We start from the raw sequence: 24163 nt of genomic DNA, 5'->3' as shown, positions 1-24163 counted from the left end.
GGAGGAACGGCGTGGACGACGAGACCGCCCCGCAGAAGGGCACCGTGACGCAGCGCGCCATCGAGCGGATCAAGGCGATGATCGGCGAGGGCCGGCTGGAGCCGGGCCAGCGACTGCCGACCGAGCGTGACCTGGCCGCCCAGCTCGGCATGTCCCGCAGCTCGATGCGGGAGGCGATCCGCGCGCTCACGGTGCTGGGCGTGCTGGAGGCCCGGCACGGGTCGGGCATCTACGTCACACAGCTCGAGGCCGGGGACCTGCTGGAGACGTTCGGTGTCGTGGCGGACCTGTCGCGCGGTCCGCGTCTGGTCGAGCTGCTGGAGATCCGGCGGATCCTGGAGTCGACGGCGACCGCACTGGCCGCGGCCCGGATCACCGACGAGGGGCTGGCCGAGGTCGAGAAGCACCTGGCGGCGATGAACGCCACGGACGATCCGGAGGAGATCCTCGCCCACGACCTGGCCTTCCACCGGGAGATCGCGGCGGCGGCGGGCAACGAGACCATGGCCGCGATCCTGGAGGGCCTGTCCTCGCGGACGTTCCGCGCCCGTGTCTGGCGCGGCTACCAGGAGGAGGGCGCGTTCGAACGCACCCGCCGCGAACACGCCGCGATCCACCGCGCCCTGGCCGCCCACGACCCGGAGGCGGCCCGCGCGGCGGCGGCCGCGCACGTGGGCGAGGTGGAGGAGTGGCTGCGAGCACAGCTCGGGCCCTAGGCCGTGTCCGGCCCAGGGCCCGGTGCGCCGCCCCCTACTTGAACTGTCCGGGCTGGTAGTCCCCGGCGGGCTGCTGGAGGATGACGTTCAGCCGGTTCGCCGTGTTCATGAAGGCGATCAGGGTCACCAGCGCCATCAACTGGTCCTCGTCGTAGTGCTTGACGGCCCGCTCCCAGACCTCGTCCGGGACCCCGCCGGCCCCGTCCGCGATACGCGTCGCCTGCTCGGCCAGCTCCAGCGCGGCACGCTCGGCGTCGGTGTAGACCGTGGCCTCCCGCCACCCCGCGACCAGATGAAGCCGTACGGAGGTCTCGCCCGCGGCCGCGGCCTCCTTGGTGTGCATGTCGATGCAGACCGCGCACCCGTTGATCTGGCTGACGCGCAGCGAGACCAGCTCCCGTGTCGCGGCCGGCAGCGGTGATGCCACGATCGTCTGCCCCAAGGAGTGGAACTGCTTGACGGCCTTGCTCGCGCTCGGGATGGCGAAGACGTCCAGACGTGCACTCATGGCGAGCTCCTCTGTCGTTGTCGATGCGTACACCCCTATGAGTCAGCGGCCCACCACGATGTGACATCGACAGTTGTGACCTGCGTCACCGGCTATCCGCGCCGCAGCCGCAGCCGCAGCGTCATCAGCTCGAACGGGCGCAGCCGCACCGCGATCCGCCCGTTGCGGACCTCCGGTGCCGCCGCATCGGCCAGCGGCCGTTCCAGCAGGTCCGTGACCGAGACGCCCGCGACCTCGAACCCGGCCGTGAGCGTGGCGCGCGTCCGGCCGCCGAAGGCCTCGTGGAACCGGACGACGACATCCCCGCTGCCGTCGTCGGCGAGCTTCACCGCCGTGACGACCACCGCGTCCTGGTCGGCCGTCACCAGCGGCGCCACCTCTCCGGCACCGGTGAGCCGCCGCTCCGGCACGTTGATCCGCCAGCCCTCGCGCACGGCGTCGGCGATGCCCGCGCCCGGCACGAGCGCGTGCCGGAAGCGGTGGACACCCTGGTCGGTCTCGGGGTCGGGGAAACGCGGGGCGCGCAGCAGGGAGACGCGCACGGTGGTGGTCGTGCCGTGGTCGCCGTCGGTGCGGACCGTACGGGTCACGTCGTGGCCGTACGTCGAGTCGTTGACGAGCGCGACGCCCCAGCCGGGCTCCTCCAGGTGGACGAAGCGGTGGTTGCACGCCTCGAACTTGGCGGCCTCCCAGGAGGTGTTGGTGTGGGTGGGCCGGTGGAAGTGCCCGAACTGGGTCTCGGACGCGTACCGTTCGGCGTGCACGTCGAGCGGGAAGGCGAGCTTGAGGAACTTCTCCGTCTCGTGCCAGTCGACCTCCGTGTCCACGGTCAGCCGCCGCTCCCCCGGCGCGAGTGTCAGCAGCTGGGTGACGCGGGAGGCGCCGAAGGTCCGTACGATCCGCACGCCGTCCCCGTCCGGGACGACCTCGTCCGCGTCGGTGAGGTCGGTGACCGTGTTGCGGTAGAACTCGTCGACGTCCCAGGCGTCCCACATGTTCGGGAAGTCGGGGTGGAGCTGGAGGAGGTTCGCGGCCCGGCCCGGGGCGACGGTCTCGCGGTCGGCTTCGATGTCGTACACGGACACAACGAGCCCCTGGGCGTCGATCTCGACCCGGAGCAGGCCGTTCCCCAGGACGAACCCGCCCTCGGCCCGTGAGGACCGCTCCGCAGGGCTCGGCAGACGCGCGGCACCGGCACCACCGGCCTGGATCCCGGCGCGGCTGTGGGGTGCCGAGTTGAACACGAGGTCCCGCGTCCCTTCCCCCGCGAGTGACCGCTGCGCCGCGTCGATGATCCCGGTCAGCTCCTCGGCGACCCTCTCGTACGTCCGCCGGGCCTCTCGGTGCACCCAGGCGATGGACGAGCCGGGCAGGATGTCGTGGAACTGGTGCAGCAGCACCGTCTTCCAGATGCGGTCCAGGTCCTCGTAGGGGTAGGGGAAGCCGGTGCGTACGGCCGCCGTGGCCGCCCAGAGTTCGGTCTCCCGGAGCAGGTGCTCGCTGCGGCGGTTGCCCTGCTTGGTCTTGGCCTGGCTGGTGAGGGTGGCACGGTGGAGTTCGAGGTAGAGCTCGCCGACCCAGACGGGCGGTTCGGGATACTCGGCCGCGGCCTTCGCGAAGAACTCCGCCGGGGTCTCCCAGGTCACCGTCGCCGCGCCTTCGAGGTCGCGCAGGCGCGCCGCCTTGGCGACCATCTCGCGGGTCGTGCCGCCGCCTCCGTCGCCCCAGCCGGTGGGGGCGAGGGAGTGGCGGGCGACGCCCTTGTCCTTGAAGTTGCGGGCGGCGTGGGCGATCTCGCCGCCCTTCATGGAGCAGTTGTAGGTGTCGACGGGCGGGAAGTGCGTGAAGATCCGCGTGCCGTCGATGCCCTCCCACCGGAAGGTGTGGTGCGGGAACTTGTTCGTCTGTGACCAGGAGATCTTCTGCGTCAGCAGGTACTTGGAGCCCGCCGCCTTGATGATCTGCGGCAGTCCGGCGGCGAAGCCGAAGGTGTCGGGCAGCCAGGCCTCGTCGTTCTCGATGCCGAACTCGTCGAGGAAGAACCGCTTGCCGTGCACGAACTGCCGGGCCATCGCCTCCGAGCCCGGCATGTTGGTGTCCGACTCCACCCACATGCCGCCGGCCGGCACGAACCGCCCGTCGGCCACGGCCTTCTTCACCCGGGCCCACACCTCGGGCCGGTGCTCCTTCACCCACGCCCACTGCTGCGCCTGCGACATGGCGAAGACGAACTCCGGCTCGTCGTCGAGCAGCGCGGTCATGTTGGAGGTCGTCCGGGCCACCTTGCGCACGGTCTCGCGCAGCGGCCACAGCCACGCCGAGTCGATGTGGGCGTGTCCCACGGCGCTGATGCGGTGGGCGGAGGGAGCGGCGGGCGTGGCGAGCACGCCGGCGAGGCGGGAACGGGCCCGGTCCGCCGTGCCGCCGATGTCCTGGAGGTCGAGGGCGTCGAGTGCCGTGTCGACCGCCCGGAGGATCTCCCAGCGGCGGGCCGACTCCACCGGCAGCTCGGCCATCAGCTCGCCGAGCACCTCCAGGTCGATCACGAGCTGCCACACGGTCTCGTCGAGGACGGCGAGGTCCATGCGGGTGAGGGTGTACTGCGGCTCGGTTCCGGCGGTCTCCTTGTCGCCGAGCCGCGTGGGCAGGAAGGGGTGGTAGTCGAGGATGACGGGGTTGGAGGCGGCCTCGATGTGCAGGCGCACCTGCTCGCCGCCCTCGACGGGTGCGCCGATGCGCACCCACTGGTTGCGCGGGTTGAGGCCCTTCACCGGGGTGCCGTCGGGCCGGTAGACCAGGCCCTCGCACTGGAAGCCGGGCATGTTCTCGTCGAAGCCCAGGTCGAGGATCGCCTCGACGGTCTTCCCGGCCCACGTCTCGGGGACGGTGCCGCTGACACGGAACCAGCTCGTGCCCCAGGGAGCACCCCACCGGGCGCCCGCCTCGATGGGCTCGGGCTCGGCCGCGAGTCCCTCGGCGACCGGCACCGGTTCGCCGGGCGCGTGCCACACCGCCACTTCCAGCGGCACGGACTCGGGATACACGGCGGGGCGGACGCGCTCGTCGAGGACGCGCTTGAGGCGGGCTTCGACCAGGCTGCGGTCGTCATGCATGCGGGGTGCTCCCTTGGGGGTCGTTACCAGGGGTGGGTCAGGGAAACGGGGGCCGACGAGGTGTAGAGCTCCCCCACGGCACGCAGTTCGAACCGTGCCGCCCGCTCGCCCTGTTCGGGCTTCAGTCCGGCGACGAAGAACGCGCGCTGGCAGGTGCCGCCGAGGAAGCGGCGGGTGCCGTCGGTGAGGACGCGGTGGAGGGTGTGGTGCCGCACGGTGCCGCCGGCCGGGTTCCACACGAGGCGCAGGTCGCCGCCGGACGCGGCGCTCACCCGAAGGCCCGTGGGAGCGGCCGGGGTGCCCTGGGACGCGGTGCGGACGGCGAGTCCACCGATCCGCCATCGCACCGGGCCGCCACCGTCCGCCGGTGTGAGCCGGACGCCGATCGCGTGGGCGGTTCCGGTCAGGCCGGTGAGCCGTACGGTCGAGGTCTGCCAGGTGCCGGCCGGGTTCACGGGGAAGTAGGTGTACGGCGGTGTCGCCCCGGGCGTGTCCGGATCGGCGGTGGCGACGGCCAGCTCGACGTTCACGCGCCCGGAGTCGGTCCGGTAGGTCAGCTCGACGACCGTGTCGGCGGTGAGCGGCAGCCGCGTGGCGTACAGATCCAGGACGGCGGGTTCGTCGAGTTCGCCGTCGACCAGCACGCTGCTTCCGCCCCGCCAGGCGTCCTCGAAGTCGAAGGTCACGGCCGGGCGGCGGCCTTCGGTGTGTACGGCCCAGCGTCTGGACGGCAGCCGGTCCTGCAGTCCGAGGTGGTTCCAGGGCGTGTCCGAGGTGACCTCGCCGTCCTCGTACCACCGCAGCCCGTGCCCGGTGTTGAACACGCTCGCGAACGGAACCGACGTGACCGTGGAGCGGTCGGCCACGGAGACGGCGGGCGCCCGCCAACTGTCCGTGCCGTCGGGCCGGGACGGGTCGAGGGAGCGTCCGGTCCAGAACCGGTCGTCGGCGGCGTGGAAGGCGGCCGGACCCCGCTGGTCGGAGGGCAGGTGGTTGCGTGTCCACTCGGGCCGGTAGAGGCCGACCGACGCGATGTGCGCCTTGTCCGTGGGCACGATCGCGTCCCACCGCACGGAGGAGTTCCAGCCGTTCGCCTCCACGTCGACGCCCGCCCACAACTCGTGGCGGCTGCGGCCCAGTTGCTCGGCCCGCCGCCCGGAGGAGACCAGGGTGCTCGCCGACCAGCGGAAGTCGACGAACATGTCGTCCGCGGTCCGGAAGAACGGCTCGTTCCGCGCGTTGAGCGCCCCCTGCCAGCTCACCGTGCCGTTCACGGTCATCGCGTCGTACCAGGTCACCCGCTGCCCCTTGGCCGCCGCGAGCGACTTCAGCTCCGTGAGGAAGCTCAGCATCGCCGCGCCGAGGGCGGCGTCCCCTCCCCCGGTCTCGGCGTTGACGAACCACCCGTCGAACCCGTACGCCTCGGCGACGGCGACCAGCCGCGCGGCGAGCGGATGGCGCCCGGCGGAGTCCTTCTGCACCAGGTCGCGGGTCCAGCTCAGTTGTCCGCCGTAGGCGACGGGCGGCAGGAAGACGTTGCCGAGGACGGGCACGCCGTGCCGGTGGGCGGCGTCGACGATCGGCGCGTTCGGGGCGAGGATCAGCCCCTCGCCCGATGAGCCGCCCCAGAACACCAGCTCGTCGATGTAGGCCCAGTGGGTGAGGGCGTAGTAGTCGGCGGTGGCCGAGCCCTGGGACGGGTTGCTCGCCGTCGGCCCGAAGGAGACCAGGGACTGGATGCGGGCCTGGCCGGCGCGGGCGGTCGGGTTGGCGGGGGCCGGGGTGAAGCGGGCGGCCAAGGGCACGGACGCGGCGTTGCAGGCGAGGCCCGGGTCGTCCTCGGCACGCCAGGACTTCAGGCTGCGCCAGGTGATACCGGGGCCCGGAGTGCCGGAGGGGAGGGAGTCCGGGTACCAGTAGGACGCGTACGGCTGGGTCGCGGCGGCTTTCGGGGCTGCCGTGGCCGGCACCGAGGGGAACAGGGCGGCCGCGGCGCCGGCGAGCAGGACGGTGCGTCTGGTGGGTGTCACGAGCGGGTGCCTCCTGGTGGGTGGGGAAGTACCTGGTCGGGAGTGACGACCTCGGTGATGCCGCGCGCGGACAGGTGTTCCTGGTCGGCGGCCAGCACATCGAGGACGGTGGTGGGGCGGGCTCCGTCGGCGACCAGCCGGAAGAAGGCGTCGAAGACGGGACCGCCGGGGGCGCAGAGCGAGCGGACGGCTGGGTCGGCGGGGACGGCCAGCGCCGTCGTACGGGCCGGGGGCGCCTGCGACGGTTCGCGCGCCGCCCGTTCCAGCACCCGGGCCATGTCCTTGGGCTTGCGGTCGTTGGTCAGCAGGCCGAGGCCGTACTCCAGTTCCGGGAAGTCGGCGAGGTCGCGGGACACGTCGTGGGAGCACCACCAGGTGATGCCCCACAGGCCGGGGCAGTCCAGGGCGCCCGCCACGGTGGCCTCGGTGAAGGCGGCGGCGTGCTCGGCCGGGACCAGGGGCGCGGGTGCGCCGACCTCCTGGAGCCAGACCGGCCGGTGCGGGTCGTCGGCCCAGGCCTTGCTCAGCTCGACGAGGTACGCGGCGTGGTGCTCGGCGGGGACGGAGGTACGGCCGTGGCGCTGGGCGGTGCCGTTGAAGACCCAGGAGTGCACGGCCGTGACGGCGCCGTGCCGGGCGGCCTGGCCCGGGGTGAAGGGCTGGTCGTCCTGGTACCAGGTGGCGTCGTACTCGGCGTGCAGGTGCAGCCGGCCCGGGGCGCCCTCCTCGCAGGCGGCGAGCATGCGCGTGAGCCAGGTGTCGATCTCGTCGGACGTGGCCCGGTCGGGGTCCGGATGGGGCCCGGACGAGAACTGGTTGACCTCGTTGCCGAGGGTCATGCCGATGAAGTTGGGCCGGTCGGCGAGGGCCGCGGCGAGCGTGCGCAGGAGGTTCTCCTGGCCGCCGAGGACGTCCGGGTCGGTGAAGAGGTTGCGCCGGTGCCAGGTCCGGGTCCAGGCGGGCAGGAAGTCGAAGCTGCTCAGGTGACCCTGGAGGCCGTCCACGTTGACGTCGAGGCCGCGTTCCGCGGCGGCGTCGGCCAGCGCGACGAGCTGTTCGACGGCCCGGGGCCGGATCAGCGTGCGGTTGGGCTGGAAGTACGGCCACAGCGGGAAGACCCGGATGTGGTCGAGTCCCAGCGCGGCGATCGAGTCCAGATCGGCGCGGACGGAGTCGAGGTCGAAGTCCAGCCAGTGGTGGAACCACCCCTCGCTGGGGGTGTAGTTGACGCCGAAGCGCACGGCAGAAGGCATGGGGATCCTTGCGTTCGGTGGGAGGTTCAGCCCTTCACCGCGCCCTCGCCCACACCGCGGAAGAAGTACCGCTGGAGACAGGCGAAGAGGGCGATCAGCGGCGCGACGGCGATGATCGTGCCCGCGGCGACGAGCCGCTCGTCGTTGGCGAAGGTGCCGTGCAGATAGTTGAGGCCGATGGTCAGCGTGAACCTGGACGGGTCGCTCAGCACGATGAGCGGCCACAGGAAGTCGTCCCAGGCACCCATGAAGGCGAAGATCGCGACGACCGCGAGGGTGCCCTTCACCGACGGCAGGGCGATGCGCAGGAACCGCTGCCAGACATTGGCGCCGTCGACGAAGGCCGCTTCCTCGATCTCGTAGGGCAGGTTGAGGAAGGCGTTGCGCATCAGCAGGACGTTCATCGCGCCGATGCAGCCCGGCAGGACCACGCCGATCAGGGTGTTGTTGAGGCCCAGCTCCCGCATGGTGGTGAACTGGGCGATGATGATGCCCTCGACGGGCACGAGCATCGCCAGGATGAAGGCCAGGGTGGCGACACGCCGGCCCCGGTAGCGCAGCCGGGCCAGGGCGTAGCCGGCGAGGGCCGAGCCGACGCAGTTGGTGACGACGTTGGCGGTGGCGACCTTCAGGGAGTTGAGGGCGTAGTCCCAGACGGGGATGGTGTCGGCGACCCGCTCGTAGTTGTGCAGGGTCGGCTCGCCCGGCAGGAACGTCGGCGGGGAGCTGTAGATGTCCTCGGTGGGTCCCTTGAGGGAGGTGGAGAGCTGCCACAGGAACGGGCCGATGGTCAGGGCCAGCACGGCGAGCAGCAGGACGTAGCGCAGGGCGAGTTCCCACACCCGGACGCGGCGGCCGTGCTCGTCGGTGACCCGGGGTTCGCGGACGGCGGCGGGCGCCTTCTCGACGGGAGGCGTCTTCTCGAGGACGCTCACGACTCCTCCTTCCGGTCGGCGCGCAGCACCAGCAGCATCAGGACGACGGTGACGACGAAGACGACGACGGAGATCGCGGAGGCGTAGCCGACGCGGCCGGTCAGTCCGGTGCCGGTGCGCTGGACGAGCATGACGAGGGTGGTGTCCTCGCCCGCCGGTCCGCCGCTCGGGCCCGCCAGCAGGTACACCTCGGAGAACACCTTGAACGCGGCGACCGAGGAGAGGGCCCCGACGAGCACCATGGTGGAGCGGACGGCGGGCACGGTGACGGTCATGAAACGGCGCACCGCGCCCGCGCCGTCGACGGCCGCGGCCTCGTGCAGCTCCCGCGGCACGTTCCCGAGCGCGGCCAGATAAATGATCATGTAGTAGCCGAGGCCCTTCCACACCGTGACGGCCATGGCGCTCAGCAGGAGCAGCCACTGGTCGCTGAGGAAGCCGACCCGGCCCGCGCCGACCGCCTCCAGCAGCGAGTTGACCAGTCCGCGATCGTCGAGCAGCCACACCCAGATCAGCCCGACCACGACGATCGAGGCGACGACCGGGGTGTAGAAGGCGGACCGGAAGAAGGTGATGCCGGGGATGTTCTTCTGCACGAGCAGGGCGAGCAGCAGCGGCAGGACGACGAGCGGGGGCACGACCCCGAGGACATAGAGCGTGCTGTTGCGCAGGCCGGTCCAGAACATGTCGTCCTGGAGCAGTTCCCGGAAGTTGGCGAGCCCCACGAACTGCCCGGGGATCAGCGTGCGGCGGTCGGTGAAGGCGTTGACCAGTGTGGAGAGAAACGGGTACAGGACGAAGGCGCCGGTGACGAGCAGGCCAGGGGCGGCGAACAGCCAGGGACTGGTGGGCAGTTGGCGCCGCACCCGGGAGATGCCGGAGAGAGCCATCGGGTGTCAGCCCTGCTGCTGCAGGAGCCGGTCGCACTCCTTGACAGCGTTGTCGAGAGCTTCGCGGGGGCTCTGCTTGCCCTGCAGCGCCTTGGCGACCTCGTTGCGCAGCGCGATCTTCATCTGCTCGCTGAACAGCACCGGCGTGTAGTTGACCGCCGCCTTCAGGGACTTGGCGGCGGCCACCCGCACGCGTGTCTCGTCGGTCCCGTCCTCCTGGGTGAAGTACGGGTCGTCCAGCGAGCCGGCGGTGCTCGGGAAGATGGCGACCTTCTTGGCGAACGACATCTGGTGCGCCGCGTCGGTGACGAAGTGCGCGAAGGCGACGGCCGCGGGCTTCCGCTTCGACTGGGAGTTGACCATCACGCCCATCACGTACATGTTGACGTGCCCGGTGCTGGTGATCTGGTCGGTGATGCCGATGTTCTTGTACAGGCTCGGCGCCTGCTTCTTGAAGTTGCCGAGGTCCAGGGCGCTGCCGGGGTTCATGGCGACGGCGCCGGTGAGGAACTTCTTGCCGGAGGACTCCGGGGTGGCGGTCAGCGCCTGCGGGTCGAGGGCCTTCGCGTCGTACAACTCCTTGTACTTGGTGAGGAGTTGGACACCCTTGTCGTCGTTGAAGGAGAAGGCGGTGCCCTCCTTGTTCATCAGCGCCACGCCGTAGCGGCCGAAGTCCTCGATGGTGGGCACGTTGGCGAGGGTGGCGACCTTGCCGCCGCTCTTCTCCGCCATCTTCAGGCCGGCGGAGAACAGTTCGTCGTACGTCTTCGGCGGCTGGTCCGGGTCGAGTCCGGCCTCCTTGAACAGGGTCTTGTTGTAGAAGAGCGGTCCGGTGTTGAGGTACCAGGGGAAGGCGTACGTGCCGGTCATGCCCGGTATCCGATGGCCCGCCCAGGCGCCCGGCAGATACTCCTTCTCGTACTGCGGGGCGGCCTTGTCCAAGTCGAGGGCGAGTCCGGCCTCGGCGAGCGGGGCGACGAGGTCCGGGGAGACGTTGACGACGTCGGGCAGTGTGCCGCCTGCCGCGTCGGCGCTGATCTTGTCGGCGTAGCCCTCGGCGGGCTGGTCGACCCACTTCACCTCGGTGCCGGGGTGCTTCTTCTCGAACTCGGCGATCAGGCCCTCGAAGTACGGCTTGAAGTTGGCGCGCAGATTCCACGTCTGGAACGTGATGTCGCCCTCGACCTTGCCCGAGGCGTCGCTCGAACCGCCTCCGCCACCTCCGGAACCGCAGGCGCTCAGGGGCAGCAGGACAGCGACGGCAGCGGCGGCGAAGGCTCTGCGGGAGATGCGCACGGTGACCGGCTCCTTCGAAGGCAGGGCGGGAGAGGGCGGCGGAAATGGCGCCGGGCCAGACCTTGCATCGTTCTCTTCGGGGAAGTCAATGGATTCTGCTCAGCTAAAGTCTTTAGTTGGACATAAGCGCAGTTCAACGGGGAGTCGGACGACTCCTTGTGTTCGATCACTAATGCGCTTTAGGGTAAGGAAGCTCAAGCGCATTAGTGCACAGGGCGAGTCGAATGGAGAAGCAAGCGTGACGGAAAAGCGCTCACCGGCGCGCCGGCCGACGATGAAGGACATCGCCCGGCGGGCCGGGGTCTCCGAGAGCGCGGTCTCCTTCGCGCTCAACGGCAGGCCCGGGGTCTCCGAGGTGACCCGGGACCGGGTGCGCCGGGTCGCCGAGCAACTGGGCTGGCGGCCCAGTACGGCGGCGCGCGCTCTGTCCGGGGAGGGCGCGGCGACGGTCGGCTTCGTGCTGGCCCGTCCGGCGGGCACGCTGGGCGTGGACTCGTTCTTCCTGCAACTGGTCTCCGGCATCCAGGAGGTGCTGGCCGAGCGTCATCTCGGTCTGCTGTTCCAGATCGCCGAGGACATCGACGACGAGTGCGCGGTGTACCGGCGGTGGTGGGCCGAGCACCGGGTGGACGGCGTGCTGGTCGTCGACCCGCGCACCGACGACCCCCGGCCCGGCCTCCTCGACGAACTCGGGCTGCCCGCCGTGGTGATCGGCGGTGCCCCGGACGAACGGCACCCGGGACTTTCGACGGTGTGGGCGGACGACGCGGGCGCGATGGCCGCGGTGGTGGACGGGCTGTACGCGCTCGGCCATCGCCGGATCGCGCACATCGCCGGACTGCCCGGGCTGGCCCACACCGAGCGCCGCATCCGCACCCTGCGCGCCGAGGCCGAGCGCCGGGGCCTGTCGGAGGTGCAGTCGGTGCCGACCGACTACTCGGACGAGGCGGGCGCGGCCGTCACCCGCCGAGTCCTGGACGGCCCCGCCGCCCCGACCGCCCTGATCTACGACAACGACGTGATGGCCGTCGCCGGAGTCGCCGCCGCGACCGAGCTCGGCTACGCGGTGCCGGCCGACGTGTCGGTGGTGGCCTGGGAGGACTCCGCCCTGTGCCGCCTGGTCAAACCATGGCTGTCCGCGCTGTCCCGCGACAGCGTCGAGTTCGGCCGCACAGCCGCCCGGGAACTGACCGCCCTGCTCGACGGCGGCCCGGCCCAAGCGGTACGGGTGCCGGTACCGCGGCTGATCGAGCGGGACAGTACGGGGGTGGCGCGGGGGGTGTGAACACCGGGCTGCGGCAGGCCACGTGCAGGGCGAGAACTCCCCGGGACCGATGCCGGCACGCACCCCGTGCGGGGCTCCTGGCCCGGCGCGGAGCGGCCCGGCCGGACGGCACACGCACCACGGGGCCTCGGGATGTGGCGCCCGGCCAGGTCCCACCGAGCCCTGTGCCGGCACTCGCCCTGCGCGGGGACCCCGGTGCGGCGCGGAGCGGCCCGGCGCGGAGCGGCCCGGCCGGACGGCACACGCACCACGGGCCCCGGGCTGTGGCGCCCGGCCAGGTCCCACCGAGCCCTGTGCCGGCACTCGCCCTGCGCGGGGACCCCGGTGCGGCGCGGAGCGGCCCGGGCAGACCACGCACCGCGGGCCCGTCGTACCATCGGTACGCACCCCGGCCCCCTCGCTCCGCCCGCGGAACGCCTCCGGCGCGGGCCTGCCGCTCCCGGACCGGGAGGGCCACAATGGGCGGTATGCGGGTGCGGCGCACCGCCTGGGCCGCCGCCGGGCTGTTGCTGACCGTCGCGGTCGGCTGCACCGGCGGTGGGGACGAAGGCGCGCCCGAGGCCTCTCCGGCCTCGGCCCCCGCCACGAGCGAGCGACCTCGCGGCACGCCCTCCCCCACCGCCTCCCCGGCCGACCCCGTCTCCCTCCCGGCCCTGATGCGGCGCGAGCACACCGGCTCCGGGCTGCGTCTCGGGGCCGTGCTCGACCGGACCTCCGCCTACACCCGGTACGCCGTCACGTACGAGGCGAACGGCCTGACGATCTCGGGGATCATGAACATCCCGGAGGGCGAGGGCCCCTTCCCGGCGCTGGTGCTGGCGCACGGGTACATCGACCCGGACGTCTACTTCAGCGGCCAGGGCATGCCGCGCGAACAGGACCGCCTGGCCCGCAGCGGCTATGTCGTCCTGCACACCGACTACCGCAACCACGCCCGCTCCGACAAGGACCCCGACAACGACGTGAACCTGCGGCTCGGCTACACCGAGGACGTCATCGGCGCCGCCCTGGCCCTGCGCGACTCGGGGCGCCCGGAGATCGACGGCGACCGCCTCGGCCTGTTCGGCCGGTCGATGGGCGGCGGGGTCGTGTACAACACGCTGGTCGTGGCGCCCGGTCTGTTCGACGCGGCCGTGGCGTACGCGCCGGTGAGCGCCCGTCCGCAGGAGAACATCGACCACTTCCAGCGGCCCGACGGCGACCCCCTCGTCGGCGAGATCGAGGAGAAGCACGGCACCCCCGAGGAGGACCCGGACTTCTGGCGCGGCGTCTCGCCCCTCACCTACGCCGACCGCGTGAGCGAACCCCTGCTGATCCAGCACGGCACCGCGGACGACACCTGCCCCCTCGCCTGGTCACGGGAGGTCTCCGCCACGTTCGAGGAGGCGGGCAAGGACGTCGAACTCCGTACCGTCGCCGGCGAGGGGCACACGTTCGGGCCGCGGTGGGCAGCCGAGATGGACGTCACCGAGGCCTTCTTCGCACGCCACCTGCGCTGAGCCCGCTCAGACCCGGGACCGGTACAGCCCGAACTCCCCGATCCGTACGGCCCCTCGCGCCCCGGTCACCCGCACCCGCCACCGCCGGGCCCGCACGGCGCCGGGCAGCAGCAGGATCCGGCTCGCTCCGACGACCCCCGCCCGGGCCACCTCCCGCCAGCCGCCGTCGCGATACGCCTCCACCACGAAACCCTCCACCTGCTGGCCGTACCGGATGTCCTCCGCCAGCCGGACCCGGTCCACCTCCCGCTCCCGGCCGAGGTCGACGGTGACCCGGCCCGGCGAGGTGCTGGTCCGGGCACCGTGCGCCAGGTCCTCGGGCAGTTCGCGGTCGATCCGCTCGCGGAACTCCCGCAGCCGCGTGACATCGGCGGCGGGCAGCAACCCGTCGGTGTCCGGCGGGATGTTGAGGAGCAGCACGGAGTTCCGGCCGACGGACCGGAAGTAGATGTCCGTCAACTGCTCGACGCTCTTGGGCTGCTGATCGGCGTGGTAGAACCAGCCGTCCCGGATCGAGACGTCGCACTCGGCGGGCCACCACTGGAGGTAGTCGGCGACCGGCCGGGCCGCGACCAGAGCGTCCCGGCTGCCCATGTCGGGGGCGTCGTAGGAGAGGGCGTAGTCGGTCCGCCCGTAGTCCTTCTCCTGTACGGGGACGACGCTCCACTCGTCCTCCCGGGCCAGCCCGCCCTCGTTGCCGACCCAGCGGACGTCCGGCCCGGTCACGGCGACGACGGCGTCCGGGGCGAGGGACCGCACGAGGGCGTACCAGCTGTCCCAGTCGTACTTCTCGACCTTGTCCGGCGGGATGTGCCCCTGGGCTCCGTCGAACCACACCTCGTCGACCGGGCCGTACTCGGTGAGCACCTCGTAGAGCTGGTTGAGCATATGGGCGCCGTAGTCGGTGGCGGGGAGCGTGTACGAGCGGGGCGGGGTGCGGTCGTCGCCGTCGACGAGGGTGGGAATCGTGCGGTCGGCGCGGGCGCTGCCGTTGGCGTACACGCCGTGCAGGTACTGGTTCTCGTCGGCGGGCGAGATGTAGACGCCGACCTTGAGGCCGTGCCGCCGCATGGAGTCGGCGAAATCGCGCAGCACGTCGCCCCGGCCGTCGCGCCAACTACTCGACGCCACCGTGTGGCCGGTGTAGCGGGAGGGGTGGAGGACGAAGCCGTCGTGGTGCTTGACGGTGAGGATGGCCAGCTTGAAGCCGCCGTCGCGCAGGGCGCGGGCCCACTGGTCGGTGTCGAGGCCGACCGGCTGGAAGACGTCGGGGTCCTCGTCGCCGGTGCCCCATTCCAGGCCGGTGAAGGTGTTCACGCCGAAGTGCAGGAAGGCGGTGCGCTCCAGGCGCTGCCAGGCGATCTGCCCTGCGGTGGGGCGTACTTGGGAGGCCTTGCGGACCAGGTCCTGCAAGGTGTCGTCGGGGCCGACCGGGATACGGGGGCGGGGGTCTTCGGGAGCTGCCGTCGCGGGTGCCGTCATGCCGGCGGTCGCGGCGAGGACGGCGGCTGATGCGACGAACACGCGTCGGGACACGGCCATGGCGACGACTCCTCAGGTCAGATGCCAGACGGCGGGGGTGCGCTGGTCGGGCGGGTACTGGGCGATCCGGCCGTCGTCCGTCACGCTCACCGTCATCCGGGTGATGGCGTTGACGAGCCGGTAGCCGCCTCCTGCGGCCGGCTCCAGCTCCCAGCGCTGGAGGGTGGCGGCGGGATCGCAGGTCTGCGGCGTCACCTCGACGCCCGGCTGAAGGGGCACGTTGAGCGTGAGCTTCCCGCCCCGCACCTCCAGGCAGCCGTCCTGGGTCCGCAGGGTGACGTAGCCGTCGGCCGTGCCCCGGACGGCGGCCGTGAACGACCGGCCGGACGTCCGGACGGTGTACGTCCCGTCCGCGACCGGCACCCGGGTCAGGTCCCGGAAGCCGGGCGCGTGGCCCACGGCCGTAGCGCGCGCGGTGAACGCGTCGTACGTGGCATCGGGATGCGGGTCGCCCCAGGTGGCCTGCGCGAGGTGCCGCAGGGCGGGCCACAGGGCGACGGCGACCTCGTTCTCGGTCTCCCCGCGGCCGTTGTCGGGCCAGAGGCTGATCTTCGCTCCGGTGATGCCGTCACGGGAGGTGAGTTTCTCGCCCTCGAAGCTGCGCGGATCCCAGCTCTGGTCGTAGAGCGCCTCGGTGTCGGTGTGGAAGCCGCCGCGCACGAGGTAGAGCGCGTACGCCGCGTTCATCAACGGATAGCCGTCGGCGATGAGCCGGCTGGGCTCGACCGCCACGTTCAGCCAGTGCTCGACCGTCGTACCGGCCGCGACCGGCACGGTGTTGGCGCCGGTGAGCCCGTCGTTCCAGATGCGCAGCCGCTTGCCCTGGGAGGCCGCGTAGGCGTGGACGCGGTTGACGAAGTCGACGAACGCGTCCTGGGGTGTGGCGTTCGGGCCGTATCTCTCCCGGGCGTACGCGAGGACCTGCGGGTACTTGGCGAAGTCGGAGCCGAGCATGTACTCGTCGGCGCCCATGTGCCAGTCCCGCCCGGGGAAGACCTCGGCGTACTCGTCCATCAGGCTCTTGTAGTAGGCGAAGGCCTCGGGCCGGGTGATGTCCAGCCGGGAGGGCTGCTTGGCGCCGTCCGTGTCGGTGAGCTGGAGATCGGGGCGGTTCTCTATCCACGGGTCCATGTGGCCCGGGGAGTTGATCTCGGGAATGATCTCGACGTGGTACTTCTCGCCGAGCGCGACCAGCCGGCGGATCTCGTCCTTGGTGTAGTAGCCCCAGGTGTTGGCCTCGGGGTGGGCGTCGCTCTTCACCTTCAGTTCGAGGAGGAGCTGGTTGAGCTTCTGGTACGCCATCTCGCGCACCAGGTTCTCCAGCCAGGGCAGCGAGACATGGACGTAGCAGGCGCAGACGCCGACGCCCCGTTCCTCGTAGCGCGGCACGTCGACGGTGCGTCCGGCGGGGACCCGGTCGCCCTGGGCGAGGAGCTGGAGGAGGGTCCGGGTGCCGTAGAAGGCGCCGGTCTCGGTCGCGCCGGTCACCGACAGCCGTCGGCCCGCGTGGAGTTCGTATCCCTCCGGGCCGAGCGAGGATCTGCCGGGCTGGATGTCGATAACGATGTCACCGGCCCGGGCTCCGCCCCCTACGACGGGGACCGTGCCGTGACCGGCGGCCCGGAGGTCGGCGGCGAGGGTGCCGGCGACCCGGCGCTCGGCTCCGGTGCCGGCCACCAGCCGGGTGTTCCGGCCGTAGGCGTAACTCCCGGATTCCGGGGTCCAGTCGGTGAGTGCGGGCACGGTGACCGGGGTCCGCGGCTCCTCGCGCGCGACCGCGGGTGTCCCCGGTGCCGTCGTGACGAGCAGCGCCAGTGCCGCCAGGACTCCGGACCACCACGCTCGCCGTCTTCTGCGCTCCGTCATACGGCTCCCCATTCATCGGACGTCTGATCATTGAGCTGGCTCCGACGGCTGTCAATGGGGCATGCAGGCACGAAAGTTGATCCATTGATCGGATGTCCAGGGGCGCAAGGGGCGTACCGAGGGGCGCTATCCAGCCGGTGACCTCGACGTGCGCCCCCTGCCGGTGCACAGTTCTCCCTACGTACTCGCCAGTAAGCCCGTGCCTCTCGCTTCCGAGGAGTTCTCTGTGTCCAGTTGGGCCGGCCGCACCGCCGCCGAGATATCCGCCGCCGTCCGCGAGAAGCGGGTCACCCCGCGCGAGGTGGTCGCCGAGCACCTCGACCGGATCGAACGGTTCGACGGCCGTGTCGGGGCCTTCCGTACGGTGCGTGCCGAGGCGGCGCTGGCCGAGGCCGAGGAGGTGGCCGCGCGCGGCGACTTCGCCGATCTGCCCCTGGCCGGGGTGCCGGTGGCCGTCAAGGACAACCTCACGGTGCGCGGCGAGTCCCGGCGCGTCGGCTCGGCCGCCACACCCGACACACCGGCGGCCGAGGACCATGTGACGGTGGCCCGCCTGCGGGCGGCGGGCGCGGTGGTGGTGGGGCTGACGAACGTCCCCGAACTGTGTGTCTTCGGCACGACGGACGGCGTGCTGGGCACCTCCCGCAACCCCTGGGACCCGACGCGCTCGGCGGGCGGTTCCTCGGGCGGCAGTGCCGCCGCGGTCGCGGCCGGGATGGTGCCGATCGCCCTCGGCAACGACGGCATGGGCTCGTTGCGCATACCGGCCGCCAATTGCGGCCTCGTCACCATCAAGCCGGGACACGGGGTGGTCCCGACGGGTGACGGGGACAGCGACTGGTTCGGCCTGTCGGAGAACGGCCCTCTCGCCACGACCGTCGAGGACGCCCGTCTGATGCTCTCGGTCCTCGCCGGCACCGGGCACGGGCCGCGGTCCGAGCCGAGCGCCCTCCGGGTCGCCGTGTCGCTGCGCAGCCCCCTGGCCGGGGTCACCGTCAGCCGGCCGTATACGACAGCCGCCCGGGAGGCGGCCGAGGTGCTGATGAAGGCGGGCCATCAGGTCCGGCGCGCCGACCCGCCCTACCCGATGTCCCTCGCCCTGACCTCGCTGATCCACTGGACGGCGGGCACGGCCGCGAACGCCCGGCACCTCGACCGAGGTCTGCTCACACGCCGCACCCGGGTCCACGCCGCACTCGGCCGGCCCTTCATGGGCACGGCGCGCGCCGGGGCGAGCCGGGAACAACTGCGCCGGCGGCTGGAGCCCTTCTTCGACGAGTACGACGTGCTGCTCACCCCCGCGCTCGCCCGCCGCTCCCCGAAGGCGGCGCCCTGGCACGAGCGGGGCTGGCTGCGCAATGTGCTGGCGAACACGAACTACTCGCCGCTGACGCCCGCGTGGAACCTGACCGGCTGGCCCGCCATGTCCGTCCCCTGCGGAACCCTCCCCTCCGGCGCCCCCTGTGCCGTGCAGTTGGTGGGGCGGCCGGGCACGGAGTCCCGACTCCTGTCCCTGGCCGAGCAGTTGGAGGAGAAAATCCCCTGGCGGCGTACGGCGCCGGTGAACTAGGGTCGGCCGGGTGACTGCCGGGTCGGCCGTAGGCCATGTACGAGTGAGGCGCCCGGCCTCGGCATGAGCGCGGCGGGGTTGACCCCGCCCGGGCCCGTCCGAGAGCCGGAGAGGGCACGAGCCCCGCCTCTCGTCTCCGTTTCCCCGTTCCCCGCGCCGCTGCGGCGCTTCACCACGGATCCCGAAACCCGGAGACGAACCCACTCATGTCCCACGCACAGCACACGCCGCCCGCGCTGCCGACCACCGTCGCCCACCTCAATCACACCGTTGTGTTCGCCTCGGACCGCCAGTTGTCGGCGGAGTTCCTGGCGGCCGTCCTCGGCCTGGAGGTCGGTGCCCCCTTCGGACCGTTCCTGCCCGTCGACCTGGGCAACGGCGTGACCCTCGACTACTACGAGAAGCGCGACGAGCCGATCCAGTCCCAGCACTACGCGTTCCTCGTGCCCGAGGAGCGGTTCGACGCCATGATCGGCCGCCTGGAGGCGCTCGGGGTCACCTACTACGCCGACCCGAGCCACACCGAACCCGGCCGCGTCAACGACCTCTTCGGCGGACGCGGCGCCTACTTCGACGACCCGGACGGGCACAACATGGAGATCATGACCCGGCCGTACGTCCGCCCCTGACGACCGCTCCGGGGTGCCGATGCCTTCTCGGGATCTCTAAAGCGCCCGGTACATGATGTGCAGCCCCACCCGGCCGTCCCAGGGATGGTCGAACGCTTCCGGCACCGTGCCGAGGATCGTGAAGCCGAGGGAGGTCCACAGCTTCACTGCCGGGTTGGTCTCGACGACGGCGTTGAACACCATGCCCCGGTAACCGGCGGCCCTGGCCTCGGTCAGGAGATGTTCGGCGAGGGCACGGCCGTAGCCGCGGCCGCCCTGGCCGGGGTCGACCATGAAGCCGGCGTTGGCGACAAGGGCGGCGGGTCCACCGTAGTTGGGGGTGAGATAGGCGGAGGCGACGACATTGCCGCTGTCGCCCTCGACTGCGTAGACCTGTTTCGCCGGATTCATCCACAGGACCCGGGCCTCCTCCTCGGAGGTACCCGGGTCCCATGCGCTCGGCGAATGTGGAGGGGGTGCGCCCGTCGTCAGTCGACGCTGGGCAGGATGTGGGGCTCTGCGAGGTCCTCCTCGTAGCCCGCGAGGCGGATCGGGGCCGACCGGGCCCACACGTCAAGGCTGCCGAGCTCGTCGGCCCGCCGGCCGGCGCGCTCGCTGGGTTCCTTGGGGCGCTGATCTCGATTCGTCTTCTCCGGTGTCACCGCGCACTCCTTATGTGTCGGTCACCCTCGGGACGCACGCGCTGCTCCTGCTGCGCCTGACGCCCGCTCGGGTCTGATGTCAAAAGCAGTTCGGACGCGGTGGCGCCGATCGACTCACGGGAGACGCCGTGGTGAACCGGCTTGCCCCATGACGGACCGTGGGTGTGGGTAGGACCCCGTACTGCTGTCCGTCCGGACCAGATTAACCAAATGAGCGGGCCCCCGCTCGATGGGGCTGAAAACGGCCGGTAACAATCGCGCGTCATCTGGTGTTCAACTCGGGTTTAGACAACGATTTGTTCACTCACAGGCGTTTTGCGCATCACTCGAACGGCGTACAAGGGCGTAGGCGCTTTCGACACGGTTGCGCAGTTCAGGTGCCGTTGGCTGAGTCGAAAGCTCGCCATGATCTGCTGCCGCACGGCAACGGCTGTCTCGCAGGAGGACTGACGCATGGAGCTGCGCAGCGTCGAGGAGCTGATGGATCTGCTGTACACCTGCCGGGGCACCAGGGACGCCCCGGACCACGACCGCCCGCCGGTCGACCTCCACGACCACGCGCTGCGGACCGCCGCACTGCTGCGCCGCGGCCGCCCGGCCGACAAGGAGCTGCAAGTGGCGGGCCTGGTGCAGCCCGTCGGCGGGCTGCTGTGGCCCGGTGATCCGGCCGCGCGCGCCGACCACGCGGCCTACGCGGTGCGCGCCCTGCTCGGCGAGCGGGTCTCCCGCCTCGTACGCCGGTGCCCCCGCCGGGACGCCGTCGCCGACGACGACCTCCTCACCCTGCGCCAGGCGACCGAGGAGGGCCGCACGGCCGGGTTCGACGCCGGGGTCCTGGAGGACTGGCGCACGGTGCTGGACCTCTTGGCGGCCCGCAACTCCCGTCTCGGGGCTGTTGACTGACGGAGTGTCATGAGACGGTACGTCGATGGTGTCGTCGCCGTACGGGCTGGAGGGCAGAGCCGCCGTGGTCACGGGGGCGACGCGCGGGATCGGGCTGGCCGTCGCCCGGCACCTCGTGAACGCCGGAGCACGGGTGTGCGTGAGCGCGCGAGACGCCGACGAGGTACGGCGCACCGCTGAGGAACTGGGCGGCATCGGACTCGCGGGCAGTGTCGCCGACCCCGGCCATCCCCGGCGCCTGACCGAGCTGGCCGTGCGCGAGTTCGGCCGCCTCGACATCCTGGTCAACAACGCGGCGACCAACCAGCCGTACGGGCCGCTCATGGACGTCGCCCCCGAAGCCTGGAGCGAGGCCTTCACCGTCAATGTCGAGGCACCGCTGCGGCTCGTCCAGTGCGCGTGGCGGGCGTGGATGTCGGAACACGGCGGCACGGTGGTCAACGTGTGCACGGAGGGCACCGGACACGTCGGCCCGAACGTGGGCGCGTACGGCACGAGCAAGGCCGCGCTGCTGCACCTCACCCAACAGCTGGCAGGCGAGCTGGGCCCCCGGGTCCGGGTGAACTCCGTCTCCCCCGGCCTGGTTCGCACCGAGATGGCCCGGTTCGTATGGGAACCGGGCGAGCACGAGGTGGCAGCCGGGCTGCCCCTAGGGCGGATCGGGGAGCCGGAGGACGTCGCCCGGGCGGTGGCGTGGCTGGCGTCGGACGCGGCGGAGTGGGTGACCGGGGCGGATCTACTGGTGGACGGTGGAACGCGGGTCGGTGCCGCCCTGAAGGGGCGCGGGGCTGTATGAATGTGCGGCTCCGCCGCGTGGGCGCGACCAGCCACCCACAACCCGCGGACGCCTCACCCGGCTCCGCCTACCACTTACCCGGCGCGTAGTCCTTCAGAAAGACCCCGTACAGATCCTCCCCCGCCTCACCCCGCACGATCGGGTCATACACACGCGCCGCCCCGTCGACAAGATCGAGCGGCGCATGGAACCCCTCCTCCGCAAGCCGCAGCTTGTCGTAGTGAGGCCGCTCATCCGTGATCCACCCCGTGTCGACCGAGGTCATCAGAATCCCGTCGCCCTGGAACATCTCCTGCGCGCTGGTCCGCGTCACCATGTTCATCGCGGCCTTGGCGGCGTTCGTGTTCGGATGCCCCGCCCCCTTGTACCCGCGCCCGAACACGCCCTCCATCGCCGAGACGTTCACGACGTACGCCCGCCCGCTCACCGCCTTCTTCGCGGCCTCGGCCATCGCCGGCCGCAGCTTGCTGATCAGGATGAACGGCGCCGTGTAGTTGCACAGCTGGGTCTCCAGCAGCTCCACCGGGGAGATCTGCTCGATGGTCTGCACCCAGGTGTTGGAGTCGACGACGTCGGGGACCAGACCGCCCGCGTCGATCGCGGTGCCGTCGAGGTGCCGCTCGACGCTGGCGTTGCCCGCGACCAGGGCGAGGTCGGCGACCTTCTGCGCGTCGAGGCCGCTGGTGCCGAGGGGCAGCGCGGCCAGGCCGTCGACCGCGCCGGAGTTGAAGGCGCCGATGACGTGGTGGGCGGGGAGCTCCCCGGCGGGCAGCGGGGCGCTCTCGCCGTCGACCAGGGCGGCGTAGGCGGCGGGCAGCCGGCGCACGGTCTGCGTCGCGTTGTTGACGAGGATGTCGAGGGAACCGGCGTCGGCGACCTGGTCGGCGAGGGCCACGGCCTGCGCCGGGTCGCGCAGGTCGATGCCGACGACCTCCAGACGGTGCATCCAGTCCGCCGAGTCGTCCATCGCCTTGAAGCGGCGGATGGCGTCCTTCGGGAAGCGCGTGGTGATCGTCGTGTGCGCGCCGTCGCGCAGCAGCCGCAGCGCGATGTACATGCCGATCTTGGCGCGGCCGCCGGTGAGCAGGGCGCGCTTGCCGGTGAGGTCGGCGCGGACATCGCGCTTGACGCGGTTCACGTCGGCGCAGTCGGGACAGAGCTGGTGGTAGAAGTAGTCGACTTCCACGTACCGGGCCTTGCAGGTGTAGCAGGAGCGCGGGCGCTGGAGTATCCCCGCGATCCTGCCCGCCTCGGTGGCCGACGACGGCAGAATGCCCTCGGTCTCGTCGTCGATGCGCTGGGCGGAGCCGGTCGCCGTGGCCTCCGTGACCGCCTTGTCGTGGGCGGTCTTGGCGGCCCGGCGCTCCTGGCGGCGGCGCTGCTTGACCGTGCGGTAGACGCCCGCGGTCGCCCGGCGCACGGCGACGGCGTCCGGGTGGTCGACCTCCAGCTTGTCGAGTTCCTCGAGCACGCCGAGGCAGACGGCCAGACGCTCCGGGTCGATGCCGGGTCCGTACGAGAGCCCGCTCGCCTCGTCCATGGCCCGCGGGCCGTCCTCTGTCACCGTCATCGCCGCTGTCGTTCCCTGCTCTGCCGTCGCGGCGCGCCGGTCGCGCCCGCATTCGAAGGGCGAATTTTACGGAGCGCCGGGCCGGACCGCCAAACCCGCTCCTTTCAGGACTCGCAGGCCGTGATCAGCGAATCCACCTCCTCACCGATGGCGGCGGCGAATCGGTCCAGGTCGGGGACGGCCTCGGCGTCGGCGACGAGGCCGTAGTGGACGCTGCCCCGGTACGTCGAGACCGCCACCGCCAGGGAGTGGCCGGGGGCCAGCGGGGCGAAGGGGAACACGGCGGTGAGCGGGTGGCCGCCGAGTTTCAGGCCAAGGCTGGGCAGGGGCACGCTGGTCACCAGGATGTCGAACCAGAGCCGGGCCGCCTGGCCGACCAGAGGGCCGCCGAGCCGGTGGGCGAGGGCGGGGACGTGGTCGGCGAGCAGGGCGACGGCGCCCGCGCCCCGGTTGGGGCCGGCGTCCTTGTTGCGGTCCATGGCGGTACGGACCGAGGCGAGGCGCGCCAGCGGGTCCGGGTCGTCCACCGGAAGCCGTATCAGGTAACCGGAGAGCCGGTTGCCCTGTGGGTAGGCGGTGCGCGGGCGGCGCTTGGAGACGGGGATCAGGGCGCGGGGCGCGACGCCCTCGCTGCCGTCGCCGCGCTCGTCGAGCCAGCGGCGCAGGGCGCCCGCGACGACGGCGATCAGCACGTCGTTGACGGTGCCGCCGACGGTCTTGCGGACGCGGTGCACGTCATCGAGGTCGAGAACCACTCCGGCGGTGCGGCGGGTGCCGCTCGGCTCGCAGGTGAGCGCGGGGGTGGAGCGCACGTCGAGGGAGGAGCGGGCGACGGAGGCGCCGATGTCCAGGGCCCGGCTCACGTCGGACAGGGCGCCGCGCACCATCCCGGGCAGGTCGCGCACCTCCGGCAGCAGGCCGCGCGGGGGCTCGGCGGCACGGGGCCGGGGCGCGGGCAGGTCCATCGGGTCCATGACGCCCGCGGCGAGGGTCAGCGCCCGCAGCCCGTCGGCCAGGGCGTGGTGGAACTTGAACAGCACCGCGAAGGAGTCCCCGTCCTCGCCCGGCAGCACATGGGCCTCCCAGGGCGGCCGGCCGCGCTCCAGCGGACGCCCCATGAG

The 24163-nt window shown here is 71.8% G+C and carries 19 protein-coding genes and 1 pseudogene; 7 read left to right on the top strand and 13 right to left on the bottom strand.

Features of this window, described 5'->3' with window-relative positions; genetic code table 11:
* Positions 1-11: 11 nt before the first annotated feature.
* Positions 12-716, top strand: coding sequence for a FadR/GntR family transcriptional regulator (locus ACFTZL_RS03255; RefSeq protein ID WP_382486028.1), 705 nt, complete (start codon positions 12-14; stop codon positions 714-716).
* A gap of 34 nt (positions 717-750) precedes the next feature.
* Here ACFTZL_RS03255 and ACFTZL_RS03250 read toward each other — a convergent pair whose 3' ends face one another.
* The 7 genes from ACFTZL_RS03250 to ACFTZL_RS03220 all read right to left on the bottom strand — a co-directional run bounded on the left by ACFTZL_RS03250 (position 751) and on the right by ACFTZL_RS03220 (position 10741).
* Positions 751-1224, bottom strand: a complete 474-nt coding sequence (locus ACFTZL_RS03250; protein ID WP_382577593.1) for a carboxymuconolactone decarboxylase family protein — start codon at positions 1222-1224, stop codon at positions 751-753.
* Positions 1225-1316: 92 nt separating this feature from the next.
* A complete protein-coding gene (locus ACFTZL_RS03245; protein WP_382577591.1) occupies positions 1317-4337 on the bottom strand; it encodes an alpha-mannosidase in 3021 nt (1006 codons plus the stop codon).
* 23 nt (positions 4338-4360) lie between these two features.
* Complete coding sequence (locus ACFTZL_RS03240; protein ID WP_382577588.1) at positions 4361-6367, bottom strand: endo-beta-N-acetylglucosaminidase; 2007 nt, start codon at positions 6365-6367, stop codon at positions 4361-4363.
* Positions 6364-7620, bottom strand: coding sequence for a glycosyl hydrolase (locus tag ACFTZL_RS03235; RefSeq protein WP_382577585.1), 1257 nt, complete (start codon positions 7618-7620; stop codon positions 6364-6366). The genes ACFTZL_RS03240 and ACFTZL_RS03235 overlap by 4 nt, the downstream gene beginning before the upstream one ends.
* Positions 7621-7646: 26 nt before the next feature.
* Positions 7647-8555, bottom strand: a complete 909-nt coding sequence (locus tag ACFTZL_RS03230; protein ID WP_382577582.1) for a carbohydrate ABC transporter permease — start codon at positions 8553-8555, stop codon at positions 7647-7649.
* Complete coding sequence (locus ACFTZL_RS03225) at positions 8552-9445, bottom strand: carbohydrate ABC transporter permease (protein WP_382577580.1); 894 nt, start codon at positions 9443-9445, stop codon at positions 8552-8554. Before ACFTZL_RS03225 ends, ACFTZL_RS03230 begins: the two co-directional genes overlap by 4 nt.
* 6 nt (positions 9446-9451) lie before the next feature.
* Positions 9452-10741: an ABC transporter substrate-binding protein gene (locus ACFTZL_RS03220; RefSeq protein ID WP_382577578.1), complete on the bottom strand. Its 1290-nt coding sequence runs from the start codon at positions 10739-10741 to the stop codon at positions 9452-9454.
* A gap of 274 nt (positions 10742-11015) precedes the next feature.
* On the opposite strand from ACFTZL_RS03220, the gene ACFTZL_RS03215 reads away from it, so the two are divergent.
* Both ACFTZL_RS03215 and ACFTZL_RS03210 read left to right on the top strand, forming a co-directional pair.
* Positions 11016-12026: a LacI family DNA-binding transcriptional regulator gene (locus tag ACFTZL_RS03215; RefSeq protein ID WP_382577648.1), complete on the top strand. Its 1011-nt coding sequence runs from the start codon at positions 11016-11018 to the stop codon at positions 12024-12026.
* 467 nt (positions 12027-12493) lie between these two features.
* A complete protein-coding gene (locus tag ACFTZL_RS03210) occupies positions 12494-13525 on the top strand; it encodes an alpha/beta hydrolase family protein (protein ID WP_382577576.1) in 1032 nt (343 codons plus the stop codon).
* A gap of 6 nt (positions 13526-13531) precedes the next feature.
* Here the strand turns inward: ACFTZL_RS03210 and ACFTZL_RS03205 are convergent, their stop codons facing one another.
* Positions 13532-15067, bottom strand: coding sequence for an alpha-L-fucosidase (locus ACFTZL_RS03205; RefSeq protein WP_382577573.1), 1536 nt, complete (start codon positions 15065-15067; stop codon positions 13532-13534).
* 12 nt (positions 15068-15079) lie between these two features.
* Positions 15080-16933 carry a family 20 glycosylhydrolase gene (locus ACFTZL_RS03200; RefSeq protein ID WP_382577571.1) on the bottom strand — a complete coding sequence of 618 codons (1854 nt, stop codon included), beginning with the start codon at positions 16931-16933 and terminating at the stop codon, positions 15080-15082.
* Between the two features lie 226 nt (positions 16934-17159).
* Between ACFTZL_RS03200 and ACFTZL_RS03195 the strand changes: the two genes are divergently transcribed.
* On the top strand, positions 17160-18503 hold the full coding sequence (locus tag ACFTZL_RS03195) for an amidase (RefSeq protein ID WP_382577569.1): 1344 nt from the start codon (positions 17160-17162) through the stop codon (positions 18501-18503).
* A gap of 206 nt (positions 18504-18709) precedes the next feature.
* The gene (locus ACFTZL_RS03190; protein ID WP_382577567.1) at positions 18710-19132 is read left to right on the top strand and encodes a VOC family protein; all 423 of its coding nucleotides are present in this window, start codon (positions 18710-18712) and stop codon (positions 19130-19132) included.
* 36 nt (positions 19133-19168) lie between these two features.
* On the opposite strand, the pseudogene ACFTZL_RS03185 reads toward ACFTZL_RS03190, so the two are convergent.
* A pseudogene (locus ACFTZL_RS03185) lies at positions 19169-19567 on the bottom strand (GNAT family N-acetyltransferase); the annotation flags it as partial.
* A gap of 32 nt (positions 19568-19599) precedes the next feature.
* Positions 19600-19773, bottom strand: coding sequence for a hypothetical protein (locus ACFTZL_RS03180; RefSeq protein WP_382577565.1), 174 nt, complete (start codon positions 19771-19773; stop codon positions 19600-19602).
* A gap of 453 nt (positions 19774-20226) precedes the next feature.
* On the opposite strand from ACFTZL_RS03180, the gene ACFTZL_RS03175 reads away from it, so the two are divergent.
* A complete protein-coding gene (locus ACFTZL_RS03175; protein WP_382577563.1) occupies positions 20227-20676 on the top strand; it encodes a hypothetical protein in 450 nt (149 codons plus the stop codon).
* Between the two features lie 28 nt (positions 20677-20704).
* The gene (locus tag ACFTZL_RS03170; RefSeq protein ID WP_382577645.1) at positions 20705-21472 is read left to right on the top strand and encodes an SDR family oxidoreductase; all 768 of its coding nucleotides are present in this window, start codon (positions 20705-20707) and stop codon (positions 21470-21472) included.
* 67 nt (positions 21473-21539) lie between these two features.
* Here the strand turns inward: ACFTZL_RS03170 and ACFTZL_RS03165 are convergent, their stop codons facing one another.
* Both ACFTZL_RS03165 and ACFTZL_RS03160 read right to left on the bottom strand, forming a co-directional pair.
* On the bottom strand, positions 21540-23042 hold the full coding sequence (locus tag ACFTZL_RS03165) for an SDR family NAD(P)-dependent oxidoreductase (protein WP_382577562.1): 1503 nt from the start codon (positions 23040-23042) through the stop codon (positions 21540-21542).
* A 104-nt stretch (positions 23043-23146) separates the two neighbouring features.
* Positions 23147-24163 (bottom strand): wax ester/triacylglycerol synthase family O-acyltransferase (locus tag ACFTZL_RS03160; protein ID WP_382577560.1); only part of this gene is annotated, 1017 nt, incomplete at its 5' end.

It is taken from the genome of Streptomyces sp. NPDC056948 (assembly GCF_042674225.1).
GTDB lineage: Bacteria > Actinomycetota > Actinomycetes > Streptomycetales > Streptomycetaceae > Streptomyces > Streptomyces purpurascens.
Note: the sequence above shows the minus strand (reverse complement) of the source record. Positions and strands in the feature narration are given on the sequence as shown.

What these genes read in the sequence shown, in the direction of transcription:
- ACFTZL_RS03235 (WP_382577585.1), bottom strand. Translation starts at nt 7,620, where the DNA reads ATGCCTTCTGCCGTGCGCTTCGGCGTCAACTACACCCCCAGCGAGGGG.
- ACFTZL_RS03250 (WP_382577593.1), bottom strand. Translation starts at nt 1,224, where the DNA reads ATGAGTGCACGTCTGGACGTCTTCGCCATCCCGAGCGCGAGCAAGGCC.
- ACFTZL_RS03210 (WP_382577576.1), top strand. Translation starts at nt 12,494, where the DNA reads ATGCGGGTGCGGCGCACCGCCTGGGCCGCCGCCGGGCTGTTGCTGACC.
- ACFTZL_RS03190 (WP_382577567.1), top strand. Translation starts at nt 18,710, where the DNA reads ATGTCCCACGCACAGCACACGCCGCCCGCGCTGCCGACCACCGTCGCC.
- ACFTZL_RS03165 (WP_382577562.1), bottom strand. Translation starts at nt 23,042, where the DNA reads ATGACGGTGACAGAGGACGGCCCGCGGGCCATGGACGAGGCGAGCGGG.
- ACFTZL_RS03215 (WP_382577648.1), top strand. Translation starts at nt 11,016, where the DNA reads ATGAAGGACATCGCCCGGCGGGCCGGGGTCTCCGAGAGCGCGGTCTCC.
- ACFTZL_RS03205 (WP_382577573.1), bottom strand. Translation starts at nt 15,067, where the DNA reads ATGGCCGTGTCCCGACGCGTGTTCGTCGCATCAGCCGCCGTCCTCGCC.
- ACFTZL_RS03200 (WP_382577571.1), bottom strand. Translation starts at nt 16,933, where the DNA reads ATGACGGAGCGCAGAAGACGGCGAGCGTGGTGGTCCGGAGTCCTGGCG.
- ACFTZL_RS03175 (WP_382577563.1), top strand. Translation starts at nt 20,227, where the DNA reads ATGGAGCTGCGCAGCGTCGAGGAGCTGATGGATCTGCTGTACACCTGC.
- ACFTZL_RS03245 (WP_382577591.1), bottom strand. Translation starts at nt 4,337, where the DNA reads ATGCATGACGACCGCAGCCTGGTCGAAGCCCGCCTCAAGCGCGTCCTC.
- ACFTZL_RS03225 (WP_382577580.1), bottom strand. Translation starts at nt 9,445, where the DNA reads ATGGCTCTCTCCGGCATCTCCCGGGTGCGGCGCCAACTGCCCACCAGT.